We start from the raw sequence: 17961 nt of genomic DNA, 5'->3' as shown, positions 1-17961 counted from the left end.
TCTCAGCGGCCGTGGCTGTCGGTGTAGGCCAGCAGGGCCAGGAAGCGGGCGCGCTTGATAGCGGTGGCCAGCTGACGCTGATAACGTGCTTTGGTACCGGTGATGCGGCTTGGAACGATTTTGCCGGTCTCGGATACATAAGCTTTCAGAGTGTTGAGATCTTTGTAATCGATCTCTTTCACGTCTTCAGCGGTGAAGCGGCAGAATTTACGACGACGGAAGAAACGTGCCATTTGATAGGCTCCTTAAAAGGTCCGTGGATTACTCGTCAGCGTTATCGCTGTTGTCGCTGTCATCACTATCAGCGCTTTCAGCGCCTTCGTGCTCAGGACGGTCGCGACGCTCACGGCGCTCACTGCGGTTTTCTTCAGCCTTGAGCATCTCGGATTGGCCAGTAACGGCTTCTTCGCGACGGATGACCAGGTTACGGATCACTGCATCGTTGTAGCGGAAGTTGTCTTCCAGCTCGGCCAGGGCCTTGCCAGTGCACTCAACGTTCAGCATCACGTAGTGAGCCTTGTGAACATTGTTGATTGCGTAGGCCAGTTGACGACGGCCCCAATCTTCCAGACGGTGGATTTTGCCGCCGTCTTCTTCGATCAGCTTGGTGTAACGCTCTACCATGCCGCCGACTTGCTCGCTTTGATCCGGGTGGACCAAAAAGATGATTTCGTAATGACGCATGAATGCTCCTTACGGGTTGTAGCCTGCCGCTCAAAAGCGGTCAGACAAGGAGTGAATGACACTTATGGACTTGCTTGCGATAGACACATGCGTGCCTGCCGTCACAGCAAGGGGCGCAATTGTAGAGAAGGGACAGAAGAGGTGCAAGGCAATTGGTGATTATTTGAACAATCAGCCATTGGATGACGCGGAGCGTCGATAGATGCATTCCCACGCGGAGCGTGGGAACGATCTATTGAGCAGGATCAGGACTTTTTGGCGGTTCCGGCAGCCTTGACGCTGCGTTGGCGCTGAGCCTCGAACAAGCACACGCCGGTCGCCACGGAGACGTTGAGACTGCTGACGCTGCCGGTCATCGGCAGGTGCACCAGGTAGTCGCACAGATCGCGAGTCAGGCGACGCATGCCGCTGCCTTCTGCACCCATGATCAGGATGGTCGGGCCGGTCATGTCTTGCTGATACAGACTCTGCTCAGCCTCGCCCGCCGTGCCGACGACCCACAAGCCACGCTGCTTGAGTTTTTCCAGGGTGCGCGCCAGGTTGGTCACGGCGACCAACGGAATCACTTCCGCTGCGCCACAGGCAACTTTCCGTACCGTCGGGGTCAGCGTGGCTGACTTGTCCTTCGGAACGATCACCGCCAGTGCACCCGCCGCATCGGCAGAACGCAGGCAGGCACCGAGGTTGTGCGGATCGGTCACGCCGTCGAGCACCAGCAGCAGCGGCGCGCCTTCGGTTCGATCGAGCAGCTCGTCGAGCATTGCTTCGCCCCAGACCTGGCTCGGACTCACCTCCGCAACCACGCCCTGGTGCACGCCTTCGACCCAGGCATCCAGCTCGCGACGCTCGGCGTTGCCGACGGCTACGCGATTTTCGTTCGCCAGCTGGATCAGCGTCTGGACCCGTGGATCGCTGCGGCCTTCAGCCAGCCAGATCTGCTTGACGCGTTTCGGGTGGTGACGCAGCAACGCTTCTACTGCGTGCACGCCGTAGATCTTTTCCAACTGACTCATGACTTGGCCTTAGGTTTACGCGCCCCGCCACTTTTGGCAGCAGGAGCGGAACCCGCTTTTGGCGGGCCTTTACGGTGTTTACTCGGTTTGGCTGGCTTGCCGCCGGGAGCCTTGTCAGGCGCCGACCGTCCGGCCTTTCCCCCAGACGCCGCTTTACCGCCGCTTTTCGCTTCGGACAGCAACGCCTGCTTCATTTCGCGGCTTTTACGCAGCTCGGCATTTTTCGCCGCGGCATCGCTCGGGCGATAGGCTTCGACAGCCTTTTCCTTGGCAGGACGACGACCGGTTTTAGCCGGGACCGGTTCTGCCGCTGTTTTTGTAGAAGCGGCAGCCGGTACAGTCGCTTCAGTCCCGCGCTTCTTGCGACCGATCGGCGCGCTGATGGTTTTTTCAGCCATCTCGAAGTCGATCTTGCGTTCGTCGAGGTCGACGCGCATGACGCGCACCTCAACGGTATCGCCAAGACGGAAACTGCGACCGGTACGCTCACCGGCCAAGCGGTGATGTACAGGGTCGAAGTGGTAGTAATCGCCCGGCAGCGCGGTGACGTGCACCAGGCCTTCGACATAAATGTCTGTAAGCTCGACGAACAGACCAAAACCGGTCACGGCGGTGATCACACCCGGGAACGACTCGCCCACGCGATCCTTCATGAACTCGCACTTGAGCCAGTTCACAACGTCACGGGTTGCTTCGTCGGCACGGCGCTCACTCATCGAGCACTGCTCGCCGAGCTGCTCCAGGATCGCTTCGTCGTACGGATAGATGCGCGCTTTCGGAATGGTCATCGCGCCAGCACGGCGAACGTGCGGCGTGTCCATTTTCGAATGGATGACGCTGCGAATCGCCCGGTGCGTGAGCAAGTCCGGGTAGCGGCGGATCGGCGAGGTGAAGTGGGTATAGGCTTCGTAATTCAGGCCGAAGTGGCCCTGGTTATCGGCGCTGTACACCGCCTGGCTCAACGAACGCAGCATAACGGTCTGGATCAGGTGGAAATCCGGACGGTCCTTGATGCTGGCCAGCAGTGCCTGGTAATCCTTCGGCGACGGACCGTCCTTGCCTTTGTGCAGGGACAGGCCGAGCTCACCGAGGAAGGCGCGCAGTTTTTCCAGACGCTCCGGTGGCGGGCCATCGTGGACGCGATACAGCGCAGGGATTTCGTGCTTTTTCAGGAATTCAGCGGTGGCCACGTTGGCCGCCAGCATGCATTCCTCGATCAGCTTGTGAGCGTCGTTACGAACGGTCGGACGGATTTCGGCAATCTTGCGCTCGGTCCCGAAGATGATCCGGGTTTCCTGCGTTTCGAAATCGATTGCGCCGCGCACGTGACGGGCCGCCAGCAGAACCTTGTACAACGCGTACAGCTGTTTGAGGTGCGGCAGAACGTCGTTGTATTCGCCACGAAGCTGACGCGCTTCGGTGACTTTCGGCGTCTCCAGCATGGCGCTGACCTTGTTGTAGGTCAGGCGAGCGTGGGAGTGAATCACCGCTTCGTAGAAACAGTAGTCGGTCATCTCGCCGGATTTGGAGATGGTCATCTCGCAAACCATGGCCAGGCGATCGACGTGAGGGTTCAGCGAGCACAGGCCGTTGGACAGTTGCTCAGGCAGCATCGGCACCACGCGCTCGGGGAAGTACACCGAGTTGCCGCGAACCTGAGATTCATTGTCCAGCGCCGAACCGATTTTCACGTAGCTGGAGACGTCGGCAATGGCCACGTACAACTTCCAGCCGCCGGAGAACAGGCGCAGCTTGCCCGGTTTGGCTTCGCAGTAGACCGCGTCATCGAAGTCGCGAGCATCTTCGCCGTCAATGGTCACGAACGGCAGATGGCGCAGGTCGATGCGCTTCTCTTTGTCTTTCTCTTCGACTTCAGGCTTGAGCTTGGCGGCTTCTTTCAGCACCGCCTCAGGCCAGACGTGAGGAATATCGTAGGTACGCAGGGCGACATCGATTTCCATGCCCGGCGCCATATAGTTGCCCACGACTTCGACCACGTCGCCTTGCGGCTGGAAGCGTGGCGTCGGCCAGTGAGTAATCTTCACTTCGACGAACTGACCGATTTTGGCGTTGGCGTTACGGCCCGGCGTGACCAGCACTTCTTGCTGGATCTTCGGATTGTCCGCGACGACGAAGCCGATACCGCCCTCTTCGAAGTAACGACCGACGATGGTCTCGTGGGCACGGGACACCACTTCGACGATCATGCCTTCGCGGCGACCGCGACGGTCGAGGCCGGAAACACGGGCCAGCGCACGGTCGCCATCGAACACCAGACGCATTTGCGCCGGGCTCATGAACAGGTCGTCACTGCCGTCGTCCGGGACCAGGAAGCCAAAGCCGTCACGGTGACCGCTGATGCGGCCCAGGATCAGGTCGAGCTTGTCCACCGGCGCATAGGTGCCGCGACGGGTATAGATGAGCTGAGCGTCGCGTTCCATGGCGCGCAGGCGGCGACGCAGGGCTTCGATCTGGTCTTCTGTGGTCAGACCAAACTCTTCGACCAGTTGCTCGCGGTTAGCAGGCGAACCCCGATCAGCAAGGTGCTGAAGGATCAGTTCGCGGCTAGGAATAGGGTTTTCATATTTTTCCGCTTCACGAGCGGCCTCGGGATCGAGGGACTGCCAATCGGCCATTAGAGAGTTTTCACCTTGTCTATATGCGGGTTAGTTTGGCATAGGCGTAATGAAACGGGAAATTTCAGGCTATGACAGCCGATCTAAAGCCCTTTATCGACACTGCAAAGCTGATTTGAATGCCACTGGTAAAATTTTCCAGGTTTTTTTGATGTCAGGGGTTTACAGTTAAAAAGACGCTCCGTATAGTGCGCGCCATCGACGACGGAGACGTTGCCGATACTGCCCAGATGGTGAAATTGGTAGACACGCCAGCTTCAGGTGCTGGTGACCGCAAGGTCGTGGAAGTTCGAGTCTTCTTCTGGGCACCAATTTCGAGCTTGAGATTAGATCAATTTCAAGGCTCACACAAAACCCCGCGAAAGCGGGTTTTTTGCATTCTAAGCTTCTGATTTATTAATACTAAATCAGGGGTTTACAGATCAAAAAGCTCTCCGTATAGTGCGCCACATCAACAGCGGCAACGCTTGCGATGATGCCCAGATGGTGAAATTGGTAGACACGCCAGCTTCAGGTGCTGGTGACCGCAAGGTCGTGGAAGTTCGAGTCTTCTTCTGGGCACCAATTCAAATTCAAGATCCAGATCTTGAATTTCACAGAAACCCGCGAAAGCGGGTTTTTGCGTTTCCGGGGTTTGAAAAACTAATCCCGAAGGCTCTAGCAAACCCTTCTCCGCCCCGCAACGCGCACTTGAGAAACAATATCGTTTATCATTGTTTCAAGTTTTTGCAATGCGACAGTGAGGAACCCTGCGAATGATGTTTCGAAATACCCTGCGCCGCGGCCTGACCTTCACCCTGCTCGGCCTGGCACTCGCTACTCCCCTCACCCAGGCCGCCGATGCCGTTTCCCTGACACTCTATAACGGCCAACACAAGGAAGTCGGCGACGCAATTGCCAAAGCCTTCGAAGCCAAGACCGGCATTCACGTCAATGTGCGTAAAGGCAGCAGCAACCAGCTCGCCAGCCAGGTCGTCGAAGAAGGTGATCGCTCGCCCGCCGACATGATTTATACCGAAGAGTCGCCCCCACTGAACAAACTCGGCGAACAAGGCCTGCTGGCCCAGACCGATGTCGCCACCCTCGCCGTTCTGCCGAAAGACTATGTCGCTGGCAATGGCACCTGGATCGGCATCACCGCGCGAGTCCGCGTCGTCGCCTACAACCCCAAGCTGATTGACGAGAAGGATCTGCCGAAGTCGGTGATGGAGTTCTCCGACCCGAAATGGCAAGGCAAGGTCGGCTTTGTGCCTACCAGCGGCGCCTTCCAGGAACAGGCTGTGGCAATCATCAAAGTACACGGCATGGACGCTGCGGAAGAATGGCTGACCGGCCTGCGCGCATTCGGCAAGACTTACAGCAACAACATGGTTGCGCTGAAGGCGGTGGAAAACGGCGAAGTCGCCACCGTGCTGGTGAACAACTACTACTGGTTCGCCTTGCAGCGTGAGAAAGGCCAGCTCGATTCGAAACTGCATTACTTCACCGGCGGCGACGTCGGCGGGCTGATCACCGTTTCCAGTGCGGCCGCGCTGAAATCCAGCAAGCATCCAAAAGAAGCCCAACAATTCCTCGCCTACATGGCCAGCGAAGAAGGTCAGCGTGTGATCACCCAGACCACCGCCGAGTACCCTTTGCACAAAGGCATGGAATCGGATCGCGGACTCAAGCCGTTCAGCGAACTTGAGGCACCGAAGGTCACGCCAGCCGATCTTGGCAATGCCGAAGAAGCCCTGGACCTGGAACGTGACGTTGGCTTGAACTGATGAGCGCATCGTTATCCGCCCCCGTCGCGCGCGGGGGTTACGTGCCACGGCGCAAGCGGCCATCGATCTGGTTGTTGCTCCCGGTTTTACTGCTGGTCGTGCTCAGCCTCTTGCCGCTGGTGTATGTCGGGCTCAAAACCTGGCAGGCCGGTTGGGCCGAGGCACTGCACCTTCTTTGGCGGCCTTATGTGTTCGGGCTGCTGCGCAATACCTTGGCACTGATGGTCGGTGTGACGCTGGCCTGCGGCGTGATCGGCCTGTCGCTGGCGTGGCTGCTGGAACGCAGCAATCTGCCGGGGCGACGCTTGTGGGGCGTCATTCTGTGCCTGCCGTTCGCGGTGCCGGCATTTGTCAGCAGTTTTACCTGGGTCTCGTTGAGCGCTCACTTCGAAGGGCTCGGCGGGGCAATCCTGGTGATGACCCTCTCCAAGTACCCGCTGATATTTCTGCCGGTCGCGGCGACCTTGCGCAATCTTGATCCCTCTCTCGAGGAGTCCGCACGAACCCTTGGGCAGAATCGCTGGGGCGTGTTTTTCAGGATCACCCTGCCGCTGCTCTGGCCTTCGTTGCTGGCCGGTTCGCTGCTGATCGCCCTGCACATGCTGGTGGAGTTCGGCGCGCTGTCGATCATCGGCCTGCAGACCTTCACCACCGCGATCTATCAACAGTTCGAGCTCGAATTCAGTAACGCCAACGCAGCCATGCTTTCGGCAGTATTGCTGGCGCTGTGTCTGGTGCTGCTTTGGCTTGAGCTGCGGGTGCGCGGCAAGGGCCGGCATGTGCGCACCGGTCAAGGCGCGGCGCGACGTGCAGAGCAGGTTCGCCTGGGACCGTGGTCGGCGGCTGGGCAGGTTTATTGTCTGGCGCTGGCAATCATCGGCAGCGGCATTCCGCTGGGCATGTTGGTGTACTGGCTAGCAGTTGGCTCCTCAGCCGCATTCCCCGTGGCGGCGATCAGCGAAGCGCTGTTGTCGTCACTGGCACTCTCCCTCGGTGGCGCAGCACTGTGTCTGGTGCTGGCTGTGCCGGTTGGGCTGTTGGTGGTGCGCTATAAGGGTCAACTGGCAATCTGGGCCGAGCGTCTGCCGTATTTGTTGCATGCACTGCCTGGACTGGTGATCGCACTGACGCTGGTGTATTTCGCCCTGCACTATGTGCCAGCGCTGTATCAGACCTCGGCGTTGTTGCTGATCGCTTATGCGCTGCTGTTCCTGCCGCTGGCTCAGGCGCCGATTCGCACGGCACTGAACAAGGCTGCGCCGCAACTGGAAGAGGCGGCACGCACGCTGGGGGCGTCGTCCTTCAGTGCGTTTTGCCGGGTGACGTTGCCGATCATCTTTCCAGCACTCGGTGCAGCGTTTGCGCTGGTGTTTCTGGATGCGATGAAGGAGCTGACAGCGACGTTGTTGCTGAGTCCTACCGGGCTCAATACGCTGGCAACGGAAGTCTGGGCGCATACCGCGAATGTGGAGTTTGCGGCGGCGGCGCCTTATGCGGCGTTGTTGATTTTGGTGTCGGGGTTGCCGGTTTATCTACTCACGACACGGATGTATTTGAGCCGTTAAGACCGCCTTCACGCCCTGAGCCTTTCCGTCAACACGATGTTGCTGTGTCCGGCTCGCTGATCAAAGGCGAGCCGTGCCGAAGCAAGGTCTGTAAATAAACGTTTTCGTCGTACACGGTGCTGGTCTTCCAGCACCGATAAACGATGCGGATCCACTTGAACGCCAGAGCCCTGAGGGCTGCTTGGTAAGAGCTGCCTTTGGCCCTTTGCTGGCGATAATACGCCTCTGCCCACACCGATTGATTGATGCTGTGGGCAGCCCACTCAACAAAGGTCTGGCGCAAAAAAGTTGCGCATTGATAGCGCCAGTGGACGACTTTTTTCTTGCCACTGCGTTCGGTGACCGGGGCAATTCCGGCATATCGCTGCACCGCACTGGCATCCTTGAAGCGATCACGCTGCTCACCAAAGGCGACCATCAACCGTGGGGCAAGCTGTTGTCCCGCGCCGGGCAAGGCCTTGAAGAGTCGGTAGTCGGCCAGGGTGTTGGCAGTTTTTTCGATCTCCCGATCAAAGTCTTTGATCGCCGTGATAACCCCTTTCAGTTGCGAGACCAGGGCCACCACATACAGCGCTGAAGGACTGACCACGCCTGGATCTTCAGTCAACGGCATGGCTTTGGCGATCAACGCCAAACGCTGCTGATTGAGCTCAGCATGGCGAACATTGTGCGCGTGAAGGAACTTCAAAACGCTGGCCGGCCGAGCGCGCTTAAGCGTTTCAAAGGTCGACCAGCGCGCCAGAAATTCACAAAAAACCAGCGTGTCATGGTCATGAAACAGCTCCAGGGCCAACGGGTAGTACTGTTTGAGCATGCAGACCAGACGGTTGCTGATCTTGACCCGGTCATCGACCAATCCGCGGCGATGTTCGGTCAGGCTGGCGAGCGAACGCATGGCGGAGCTTTGCTGGACCAGTTGAGGAAACCGTTCGGGGTGATTCAGCAACAGCTCAAGCGCCCATTGAGCATCCGTTGGATCATCCTTGGCGCCACTGGGGACGAAGGTTTTACGGTGCCGGGCCAAGGTGCTCGGATTGATCGGAAAGATACAAAAAAACTCATATTTTTGCAGAGCCGCTATCAGTGGCCCTTTGTTCAACTCCACGGCGATCGCGATCGGGCCACCGTAACGTTGATGCAGCGACCTGGCCCAGCGATCAATCGACTCGGGGTTATGGTCAATGACCTCGAAACTGCGCTGAGCCTCTCCAGCTATCTGCAAACAGGTGTCGTGCTTGGCGTCTGCCCAATCAATTCCGATATAAGCAGTGAAACTCTGAGACAGGAGCGTTTGCATGGAACACCTCAACAGGCGCTAAAGTACATGCAGGGACATGCATGCTTGCGTCCAGCGAAGGCGATATAGAGAGCCGTGTCGGGCTTTCCCTGAGAATTCGTTAGAGGGCGCAAGCGCACCTGTGGACTCGAAGGTGAAGGCGTAATCATCGAGTGCTGCGCGAGCATATTCGTAGCCCACAGGTGCATGTTCCTTCCTCGCCGACAACCGACTTCCAGCGAACATCAGTATGGAAGAGTAAGGAACGGACTACCTATATCGCGAGCAAGCCCGCTCCCACAGGGGAACGCATTCCAATGTGGGAGCGGGCTTGCTCGCGAAGAGGCCAGCCCAAACAAAGAACATCCTAAGCCCTGAACTGCCCCAGGCTGGCCTTCAACTGCGCCGCCAACCCATCAAGCACCTTGCCGCTGGCCGTGGTTGCCACCACCGCTTGAGCCGCTTGCTCAGCCTGCGCATGAATGGTCTCAACCCGACCACGCACCGCCTGCGCGCCTTGTGCCTGATGCGCCGCGGCCTGTGTTGCCAAACCAATCGCCGCATGCACTTGCTCGACCGACGCCTGCACTGATTGCTGCAACCGCGCACTGTCACGCAGTACCAGCAAACCTTCGCTGGCCTGACGTCCGGCCTGGCCAATCGCTGCAACAGCCTCTCGCGCACCTTGCTGCAAAGCAACGATGTGCGCCTGAATGTCGCCGGTGGAGCTCTGTGTCTTGCTCGCCAGCGCTCGCACCTCGTCCGCTACCACGGCAAACCCGCGGCCGGTCTCGCCAGCTCGTGCCGCTTCGATGGCCGCGTTCAGCGCCAGCAGATTGGTTTGCTCGGCGATCCCGTGAATCACCGTCAGCACCACTTCAATCTGCTCACTCTGCTGCGCCAGCCGCTCGATGACTTTCGCACCGGTATCGACCTGACCGGCCAACGCCTCGATCAGGCTGCCGACTTTCGCCGACGTCCGCGTGTTTTCATCCGTGGCCGAACGAATATCCACCACTTGCTGCAAGGCTGCCTGCATGGCATGACTTTCAGACTGGGCATCATCAGCCATTTGCGACAACGCACGCAGGCTCTCGGCCACTTCATCGCGCTGCATGCCCGCCGCCGCATCGGCACCCGCATTGCGCAAGGTCATGGCGCCGATTTCCACGCCGGTTCGCTGAGCCACATCGCCCGCTTCGCGCACGATAGGTTGCAACTTATCCACAAAGCGATTGACCGCCGAGGCCATGTCGCCGATTTCGTCCTTACTGCTGATCTGCACGCGCTTGGTCAGATCGCCCTCGCCCGCCGCCAGGTCGTCCATGGCCGCGATGAGCATTTTCAAGCGGTTGACCACTCGACGGCCCAGCACCACCGCGAGCAACAGCAGCACGCCGCACCCTACCAGCGCCAGGCCCATGCCGATGCGCCAGCGCAAGGTCGCCGCGGCTTCCTGAACAGTGCTGGTAGTGTTGTCTTTCATTTCAGAGGCGGTGGACTGAGCAGACGTCAGACGCGCACGCATCGCCGTGGCGCTGTCAGCCGCCGCGCCCTTGAGGCTGTCGCCGACCAGTTGATCACTGCTGGCGATCAGCGCCGAGAAGCGCTTGTCCAGAGCCGCCAGATCGGTTTCCACCGAGGCGGTCGAGACGCCCATCAAGACCTTGCCGATTTCCACCCCGTTGGGGTTGATCGAGGCTTCGAGGTAATAGACCGATGGATCGTTCTTCGCCGCATCCAGCACCTTGTCCAGGGCACGCTCGCCCTGGCCCTTCTCCAACAGCGCCTTGTTGATCGGGTTCTCCCGGTTCAAGTAGCGCGTCAGGTGCTGCCCCGTGGCGTCGTCGTAGACCACGAACAACACGTTGGGATTACGCTGGGCCCGGCGGGCGAATTCGGACAGGGTTGGAACGTCGCTGTCCCACATGGCGCGGGGTGCGACCGAGGCCAGAAGCTGCGCCATATCATTGGCGGAGTCCTTCAGATCCTTTTCCAGCGTCGCACGCAGTTGTGCCTGCTCGTCCTTCAATCGCGAGGACAAACCGGCCGTAAGGCGTTGACGAGTACTGGTGGAGAGGCTGTCGAGGCTCGACGTGACTTCACGCCCCGCCTGCTCCAGTTCACCAGAGAGCTTTTGGCTGTCGGCACCCAGGCGCACACCCAGATCGGCTTCCAGCGCGGTCACTGTGCTCCGAGTCAGGGCAACAGCCACCAGCACCTGCACCAAAAGCGCGATACCAAGGGTAACGAACACGGGCCGCAATAGACGGCTTTGTAACAGTGAGAGAACGGCCGACACAGGAAATCCCTCTGCTTTGACGCCATTAAATTGATGGCTCATCAAGAAGCGATAATCACAGCAAGGGTCGTGCCGTCCGAAAGACCTAAACGACAAAGGCCCCAATCAAGGAGCCTTTGTGTTTTACATCAACGGCTTATTAAGCGAACGGGTGACGCAGAACGATGGTTTCGTTGCGGTCCGGGCCCGTCGAAATAATGTCAATCGGTGCACCGACCAACTCTTCGACGCGTTTGATGTAGTTGCGAGCAGCTTGCGGCAGCGCTTCCAGGGTCTTGGCACCGACGGTGGATTCGGTCCAGCCTGGCATCTCTTCGTACACCGGCTCCAGGCCGATGTAGCTGTCGGCGTCTGTCGGTGCGTCGATCACTGCACCATCCTGGTTCTTGTAGCCAACGCAGATGTTGATGGTTTCCAGACCGTCCAGCACGTCCAGCTTGGTCAGGCACAGGCCCGAGATGCTGTTGACGTCAATAGCGCGACGCAAGATGACGGCATCGAACCAGCCGCAACGACGGGCACGGCCAGTGGTAGCGCCGAACTCGTGGCCACGCTTGGCCAGGAAAGCACCCACGTCATCGAACAGCTCAGTCGGGAATGGACCCGAACCCACGCGAGTGGTGTAGGCCTTGGTGATACCGAGGATGTAATCCAGGTACATCGGACCAAAACCCGAACCAGTGGCGATGCCGCCCGCAGTGGTGTTGGAGCTGGTGACGTACGGGTAGGTACCGTGGTCGATGTCCAGCAGGGAGCCTTGGGCGCCTTCGAACATGATGTCTTTGCCAGCACGACGCAGCTCGTGCAGCTCAGCGGTGACGTCGAGCATCATCGGCTTGAGCAGCTCGGCGTATTCCATGCACTCGTCGAGCGTCTTCTGGAAGTCGATTGCGGGTTCTTTGTAGTAATTGACCAGTACGAAGTTGTGGTAATCCAGCAACTCGCCCAGCTTGGCGGCGAAACGCTCACGGTGGAACAGGTCACCGATGCGCAGACCGCGACGTGCAACCTTGTCTTCGTAAGCCGGGCCGATGCCGCGACCGGTCGTACCGATCTTCAGCTCGCCACGGGCCTTTTCACGCGCCTGGTCCAGCGCTACGTGGTAGGACAGGATCAGCGGGCAGGAAGGGCTGATACGCAGGCGCTCACGCACCGGTACGCCTTTCTCTTCCAGCTTGATGATTTCCCGCAGCAGAGCGTCGGGTGCAACCACCACACCGTTGCCAATCAGGCACTGCACGCCTGCGCGCAGCACGCCCGAAGGGATCAGGTGCAAGACGGTTTTTTCGCCGTCGATCACCAAGGTGTGACCAGCGTTGTGACCACCCTGGTAGCGCACTACGGCGGCAGCATGTTCGGTCAGCAGATCAACGATCTTGCCTTTGCCCTCATCACCCCATTGGGTGCCCAGGACTACGACATTCTTACCCATAACACTTGTCCTCATTCGCGCAAACTTGGTGCCGGCCGCGGCCGGCAGGAAAACTCAAGAAGCCAGTGGCGATACTTGCCAAAGCCCGTTCTGCTGAATCAATTGCCGGTCGCAGTCCGCTTCACGGGCGGCGGCCAAAGGTTGCCCAGGCAATGCCTGAACGACACGCTGACCCTCACTGCGCAACTGGCAAACCTGCTGCCAGAGTGCCGCATCCGTACTGTCAGGCATCCAGATACCGCCAGACGGTAACTCGATCTCAGCACGCCCCAGGGTCACCAGGGTTTTCAAATCGGTAGAGAAGCCGGTTGCCGGACGAGCGCGACCGAAGTCGGCGCCGATGTCGTCGTAACGACCGCCCTGAGCAATGGACTGGCCAACACCCGGCACGAACACCGCGAACACCACACCGGTGTGGTAGTGGTAGCCGCGCAACTCGCCCAGGTCGAAATACAGCGGCAACTCCGGGAAACGCGTGGACAGACGCTCGGCAATCGCCAGAAGGTCGTCCAGAGCTGCCAGTACCGGCGCCGGCGCATTCGCCAGACGCTCGCGGGCAGCGTTCAATACTTCACGGCCGCCACACAGGTCGACCAACGCCCGCAACATGCCCGACAGATCGGCAGGCAAGCCTTCGGTCAAGGTAATGACCTCGTCGATGGCTTTACGTTGCAACGCGTCGAACAACTGTTGTTCAACTTCACCGGACAAACCGGCGGCGCGAGCCAGGCCGCGGTAGATGCCGACATGACCGAGGTCCATGTGCACATCCGGCACATCGGCCAGTTGCAGCATAGCCAACATCAGGCTGATGACTTCCACGTCGCTGCTCGGACTGGCATCGCCGTACAACTCGGCGCCCAGCTGGATCGGACTGCGAGAGGACGACAAGGCACGCGGCTGAGCATGCAGCACGCTACCGGCATAGCACAGGCGACTCGGGCCTTCGCGACGCAAGGTGTGCGCATCGATGCGCGCCACTTGCGGCGTGATGTCAGCACGGAAACCCATCTGCCGGCCCGATTGCGGGTCGATGACCTTGAAGGTACGCAGATCGAGGTCCTGGCCCGCGCCGGTCAGCAGGGATTCCAGGTACTCGATATGGGGAGTCACGACAAACTCGTAACCCCAGCTCTGGAACAGATCCAACACCTGACGACGCGCGACTTCAATGCGCGCCGCTTCTGGTGGCAGTACTTCTTCGATGCCATCTGGCAGCAGCCAGCGGTCTACCGTTGCCATTACGCCATTCCCCTATGATCCGGGCGGCAAGCCTTTGGGCGAGCCTTGAGTGAAGCAGAAAATGATCGGCTCATGCGCAAACCACGCGCATGAACAACGGGGCGAAAAGCCTGAAATCGGCTTCGCCAACCACTTTCCTCGAAAAACCTGTCGAGTCATTCAACTCGGACGCCTGCATAAAAAACAGCAATCAAACGTGCAGACGCAAAAAAGCCGGGAATTTCCCGGCTGCCGCATCATACACACGTTTTCCCAAAGGATCACCCCGCCCGAGGTGTTAGCCGTCAGGCGGGGGATGATTCAGGTCAACGTCGTATCAAGGCTTGGCTTTTTCCAGGTAACGGAAGAAGTCGCTGCTTGGGTCCAGGACCATGACGTCGGATTTGTTCGCGAAGCTTTCACGGTAGGCACGCAGGCTACGGTAGAAACCGTAGAACTCCTGATCCTGGCCGTAGGCCTTGGAGTAGATCGCAGCGGCTTGGGCGTCACCATCACCGCGAACCTCTTCAGATTCACGATAGGCTTCAGCCAGCAACACGCGGCGTTGACGATCAGCGTCGGCACGAATGCCTTCTGACAGCTCGTTACCCTTGGCGCGATGCTCGCGAGCTTCACGCTCACGCTCGGAACTCATGCGCTCGAACACGCTGCGGTTCACTTCCTTCGGCAGATCGATAGCCTTGACCCGAACATCGACAACTTCAATGCCCAGCTCTTTTTCCGCCATCTTGTTCAGCGAAGCAGTGATATCGGTCATCAGCGCATCGCGCTCACCGGAAACCACTTCGTGCAGCGTGCGCTTACCGAACTGGTCACGCAGGCCCGATTCCAGACGACGGGAAAGACGCTCGTCAGCAATCTGCTTGAGGCCAGACGTCGCGGTGTAGAAGCGCTCGGCATCTTTCACGCGCCACTTGGCGTAGGCATCAACCATGACGGCTTTCTTTTCCAGCGTCAGGAAGCGTTGCGTCGGTGCATCCAGCGTCATCAGGCGTGCGTCGAATTTACGCACCTGGTTAACGTAAGGCACTTTCACATGCAGGCCTGGCTGAACATCAGCCTGAACCACGCGACCAAACTGCAGCAGCACCGCACGCTCTGTCTGAGCCACGATGTAGAAGCAGTTCCAGGCTGCGATCGCCACGACGACGCCGACAATAAGGGCGATCAGCGATTTATTGCTCATCAGCGACTCTCCCTGGTACGTGCTGGCTGTTGCTGCAGATCAGCGGCCGCACGCGCGCTCGCTTCATTGCTGGTGGCTGCCGCGCCGGTCACAGAAGTGCCGGTGCTACGGCCACTCTCGACCATTTTGTCCAGCGGCAAGTACAGCAGATTGCTCTGGCCATTCTTGTTGCCGGTCACGAGAACCTTGCTGGTATTGCTGAAGACTTCCTGCATGGTGTCCAGGTACAGACGCTCGCGGGTGACTTCGGGTGCCTTGCGGTACTCGGCGACCAGCTTGGTGAAGCGATCGGCCTCACCCTTGGCGCGCGAGACGGTTTCGTCACGGTAACCATTGGCATCTTCGATGATGCGCTGGGCCTGACCACGGGCTTCCGGCACGACGCCGTTGGCGTAGGTTTCAGCCTGGTTGCGCGAACGCTGCTCGTCTTCACGGGCGCGGATCACGTCATCGAAGGCTTCCTGCACTTCACGCGGTGCCGCTGCGCTCTGTACGTTGACCTGAGTGACGGTGATACCGGTGCGATAGGTATCCATGAAGCGTTGCAGACGCTCCTTGATTTCGCTGGCCATCAATTCACGACCTTCGGTCAGCACCTGATCCATCGCGGTGGAACCCACCACATGACGCAAGGCACTTTCGGTCGCGTGCTGCAGGCTGATTTCCGGCTGGTCGACGCTCAGTACGAAGTCCTGCAGATTGCTGATCTTGTACTGCACGGTCAGCGGCACTTCGACGATGTTCTCGTCTTCAGTCAGCATTTGACCCTGCTTGGTATAGGCACGCTCACGCGTGACGTTTTCCAGGTACTTGCGATCAAGCGGCGGGAAATAGATGTTCAGGCCCGGGCCGACGGTTTCGTAGTACTTGCCGAAGCGCAGCACCACGGCTTGCTCCTGCTCGTCGACTACATAGACCGCGCTGTACAGCCAAACAGCCGCGAGCACGACAAGGCCGATGCCAAGAATGCCGCCGAAGCCGCCACTCTTGCCCGAACCACCACCGTCATCACCGCGTTTTTTACCACCACCGAACAACCCGTTCAGGCTTTCCTGCAGCTTTCGGAAGGCCTCGTCGAGATCCGGTGGCCCCTTGCGGTCGCCGTTATTGCGGCGTTTGCCACCCCAAGGATCCTGATTATTCGAGTTGCCACCCGGCTCATTCCAAGCCATAGCGCTCTCCATCTGATAAAGCAAAGACGCACCCACGGCGCGCCGACCAATGCTACAGAATGCCTGTCACCGCGGCACAACCGCTTTCTCAGGCTTTTATTGCAAAGTGTGTTGCTCGATGAATTCCATCGGTTGCAGACCTTCGCGGCTCACCAGTCGATTCAACTCGACCCGTGGCAAGCGAACAGCCAGCAAGCTGATGCCTTCTTCGTCGTGTTCTTCTTTCTGCACCGCACCGAGTTCGAAAAACTGCGCACGCAGTCGAGCAAAACGTTGCGGCAAACGCAAGGTGCCAACAAACAAATCATCCCCGAGCAGCTCGGCCACCGCCTGTTTGAGCAGATCCAGGCCAGTACCGTCCTTGGCCGACAACCAGACCCGCTGCGGCTTGCCGTCGGCATCGCGCTGGATCTGCGGCTCTACACCCTCGAGCAAATCGAGTTTGTTGTATACCTCAAGGATCGGCAACTCTTGAGCCCCGATCTCCCCGAGCACCACCATGACCTGTTCAATCTGGGCCATACGCTCCGGTTCATGGGCGTCGATCACGTGCAACAGCAGGTCAGAGTTGCTCGACTCCTCGAGCGTAGCCCGAAATGCCTCGACCAGTTTGTGCGGCAGGTGGCGAATGAAACCCACGGTGTCGGCCAGCACGATTGGCCCGAGGTCATCGAGTTCGAGTCGGCGCAGGGTCGGGTCGAGGGTGGCGAAGAGTTGGTCAGCCGCGAAGACGTCGGAGTCGGTCACCGAGTTGAACAGCGTCGATTTGCCGGCGTTGGTATAACCCACCAGTGAAACCGTCGGAATGTCAGCCCGTTTGCGCCCGCGACGAGACTGCTCGCGCTGGCTGCGAACCTTTTCCAGGCGCCCCTTGATCTGCCGCAGGCGAACCCGCAACAGGCGCCGGTCGGTTTCGAGCTGGGTTTCACCCGGACCGCGCAGACCGATACCGCCCTTCTGCCGCTCAAGGTGAGTCCAGCCACGAACCAGCCGCGTACTCATGTGCTCAAGCTGGGCCAGTTCGACCTGGAGCTTGCCTTCATGGGTGCGGGCGCGTTGGGCGAAGATATCGAGAATCAGACCCGTGCGGTCGATCACGCGACACTCGAAAACACGTTCGAGGTTACGTTCCTGACTGGGCGTGAGGATGTGATTGAAAATCACCAGATCAACCTGCTCGGCTTTGACCAGGTCACGTAACTCTTCGACCTTGCCGCTGCCAATCAGGTATTTGGCGGTTGGCCGATGACGCGGCACGTTGAGAAACGCGACGGTCTCGGCGCCAGCCGAAATTGCCAACTCCTGAAACTCCTGCGGATCTTCGCGCGCCTCAGGGTCCTGACCATCCAAGTGAACGAGAATTGCCCGCTCACCACCACCGTGGCGCTCAAAGAACAAAGGAGACTCCTATCAGGCGTTACCTGGCTCAGCATCACCTGCTTCGGATTCGGTTGCGCTAGGCAGACGAATTGGACGAACCGGCACCACTGTAGAGATAGCGTGTTTGTAAACCATCTGGCTGACGGTGTTTTTCAGCAGGATAACGAACTGGTCGAAAGACTCGATCGTGCCTTGCAGTTTGATCCCGTTGACCAGGTAGATGGAAACCCCCACTTTCTCTTTACGTAAAGTATTCAAGTAAGGGTCTTGTAGCGAATGCCCTTTTGACATGTGCCGCACTCCTTTA

At 59.0% G+C, this 17961-nt stretch carries 14 protein-coding genes and 2 tRNA genes; 4 read left to right on the top strand and 12 right to left on the bottom strand.

What is annotated here, in order from left to right; genetic code table 11:
- Window positions 1-2: 2 nt before the first annotated feature.
- From rpsR to rnr, 4 genes are all read right to left on the bottom strand, one after another.
- On the bottom strand, window positions 3-233 hold the full coding sequence (rpsR, locus tag ACYZT3_RS03740) for a 30S ribosomal protein S18 (RefSeq protein ID WP_002551829.1): 231 nt from the start codon (window positions 231-233) through the stop codon (window positions 3-5).
- 28 nt (window positions 234-261) lie between these two features.
- Entirely contained in the window at window positions 262-684 is a 423-nt protein-coding gene (rpsF, locus tag ACYZT3_RS03735; protein WP_003217491.1) for a 30S ribosomal protein S6, read from the bottom strand.
- A 245-nt stretch (window positions 685-929) separates the two neighbouring features.
- Window positions 930-1697 (bottom strand): 23S rRNA (guanosine(2251)-2'-O)-methyltransferase RlmB, encoded by a 768-nt coding sequence (gene rlmB, locus ACYZT3_RS03730; RefSeq protein WP_282376701.1) that lies wholly within the window; start codon window positions 1695-1697, stop codon window positions 930-932.
- On the bottom strand, window positions 1694-4333 hold the full coding sequence (rnr, locus tag ACYZT3_RS03725; RefSeq protein WP_282376700.1) for a ribonuclease R: 2640 nt from the start codon (window positions 4331-4333) through the stop codon (window positions 1694-1696). Before rnr ends, rlmB begins: the two co-directional genes overlap by 4 nt.
- Window positions 4334-4557: 224 nt before the next feature.
- Here rnr and ACYZT3_RS03720 point away from each other — a divergent pair.
- The 4 genes from ACYZT3_RS03720 (at window position 4558) to ACYZT3_RS03705 (ending at window position 7664) form a co-directional block, all read left to right on the top strand.
- Window positions 4558-4644: transfer RNA gene (locus ACYZT3_RS03720), tRNA-Leu, on the top strand.
- A gap of 166 nt (window positions 4645-4810) precedes the next feature.
- Window positions 4811-4897 (top strand) — tRNA-Leu (locus tag ACYZT3_RS03715).
- 191 nt (window positions 4898-5088) lie between these two features.
- Window positions 5089-6099 (top strand): extracellular solute-binding protein, encoded by a 1011-nt coding sequence (locus ACYZT3_RS03710; protein WP_282376699.1) that lies wholly within the window; start codon window positions 5089-5091, stop codon window positions 6097-6099.
- Complete coding sequence (locus ACYZT3_RS03705; protein ID WP_282376698.1) at window positions 6099-7664, top strand: ABC transporter permease; 1566 nt, start codon at window positions 6099-6101, stop codon at window positions 7662-7664. The genes ACYZT3_RS03710 and ACYZT3_RS03705 overlap by 1 nt, the downstream gene beginning before the upstream one ends.
- A gap of 28 nt (window positions 7665-7692) precedes the next feature.
- On the opposite strand, the gene ACYZT3_RS03700 is transcribed toward ACYZT3_RS03705, so the two are convergent.
- The 8 genes from ACYZT3_RS03700 to hfq form a co-directional block, all read right to left on the bottom strand.
- Entirely contained in the window at window positions 7693-8961 is a 1269-nt protein-coding gene (locus ACYZT3_RS03700; RefSeq protein ID WP_462031539.1) for an IS110 family RNA-guided transposase, read from the bottom strand.
- A 346-nt stretch (window positions 8962-9307) separates the two neighbouring features.
- A complete protein-coding gene (locus ACYZT3_RS03695; protein ID WP_282376697.1) occupies window positions 9308-11242 on the bottom strand; it encodes a methyl-accepting chemotaxis protein in 1935 nt (644 codons plus the stop codon).
- Between the two features lie 139 nt (window positions 11243-11381).
- Entirely contained in the window at window positions 11382-12674 is a 1293-nt protein-coding gene (locus ACYZT3_RS03690; RefSeq protein ID WP_282376696.1) for an adenylosuccinate synthase, read from the bottom strand.
- Window positions 12675-12728: 54 nt separating this feature from the next.
- Window positions 12729-13916 (bottom strand): ATP phosphoribosyltransferase regulatory subunit, encoded by a 1188-nt coding sequence (locus tag ACYZT3_RS03685; protein ID WP_282376695.1) that lies wholly within the window; start codon window positions 13914-13916, stop codon window positions 12729-12731.
- A gap of 316 nt (window positions 13917-14232) precedes the next feature.
- On the bottom strand, window positions 14233-15102 hold the full coding sequence (gene hflC, locus ACYZT3_RS03680) for a protease modulator HflC (RefSeq protein ID WP_056746351.1): 870 nt from the start codon (window positions 15100-15102) through the stop codon (window positions 14233-14235).
- Window positions 15102-16274, bottom strand: coding sequence for an FtsH protease activity modulator HflK (gene hflK / locus ACYZT3_RS03675; protein ID WP_131058812.1), 1173 nt, complete (start codon window positions 16272-16274; stop codon window positions 15102-15104). The genes hflC and hflK overlap by 1 nt, the downstream gene beginning before the upstream one ends.
- Window positions 16275-16370: 96 nt before the next feature.
- Window positions 16371-17672 carry a ribosome rescue GTPase HflX gene (hflX, locus tag ACYZT3_RS03670; protein WP_462031538.1) on the bottom strand — a complete coding sequence of 434 codons (1302 nt, stop codon included), beginning with the start codon at window positions 17670-17672 and terminating at the stop codon, window positions 16371-16373.
- 12 nt (window positions 17673-17684) lie between these two features.
- Window positions 17685-17945: an RNA chaperone Hfq gene (hfq, locus tag ACYZT3_RS03665; RefSeq protein ID WP_007902656.1), complete on the bottom strand. Its 261-nt coding sequence runs from the start codon at window positions 17943-17945 to the stop codon at window positions 17685-17687.
- Window positions 17946-17961: the final 16 nt, after the last annotated feature.

It is taken from the genome of Pseudomonas sp. MDT1-16 (genome assembly GCF_054898115.1).
The sequence above is the reverse complement of the archived record's forward strand: the minus strand, read 5'-3'. Positions and strand labels throughout refer to the sequence as shown.

Coding starts and splice junctions, on each gene's coding strand:
- rnr (WP_282376700.1), bottom strand. CDS start 4,333: ATGGCCGATTGGCAGTCCCTCGATCCCGAGGCCGCTCGTGAAGCGGAA.
- ACYZT3_RS03685 (WP_282376695.1), bottom strand. CDS start 13,916: ATGGCAACGGTAGACCGCTGGCTGCTGCCAGATGGCATCGAAGAAGTA.
- hfq (WP_007902656.1), bottom strand. CDS start 17,945: ATGTCAAAAGGGCATTCGCTACAAGACCCTTACTTGAATACTTTACGT.
- ACYZT3_RS03710 (WP_282376699.1), top strand. CDS start 5,089: ATGATGTTTCGAAATACCCTGCGCCGCGGCCTGACCTTCACCCTGCTC.
- rpsF (WP_003217491.1), bottom strand. CDS start 684: ATGCGTCATTACGAAATCATCTTTTTGGTCCACCCGGATCAAAGCGAG.
- rpsR (WP_002551829.1), bottom strand. CDS start 233: ATGGCACGTTTCTTCCGTCGTCGTAAATTCTGCCGCTTCACCGCTGAA.
- ACYZT3_RS03690 (WP_282376696.1), bottom strand. CDS start 12,674: ATGGGTAAGAATGTCGTAGTCCTGGGCACCCAATGGGGTGATGAGGGC.
- ACYZT3_RS03700 (WP_462031539.1), bottom strand. CDS start 8,961: ATGCAAACGCTCCTGTCTCAGAGTTTCACTGCTTATATCGGAATTGAT.
- ACYZT3_RS03705 (WP_282376698.1), top strand. CDS start 6,099: ATGAGCGCATCGTTATCCGCCCCCGTCGCGCGCGGGGGTTACGTGCCA.
- hflC (WP_056746351.1), bottom strand. CDS start 15,102: ATGAGCAATAAATCGCTGATCGCCCTTATTGTCGGCGTCGTCGTGGCG.
- rlmB (WP_282376701.1), bottom strand. CDS start 1,697: ATGAGTCAGTTGGAAAAGATCTACGGCGTGCACGCAGTAGAAGCGTTG.
- hflK (WP_131058812.1), bottom strand. CDS start 16,274: ATGGCTTGGAATGAGCCGGGTGGCAACTCGAATAATCAGGATCCTTGG.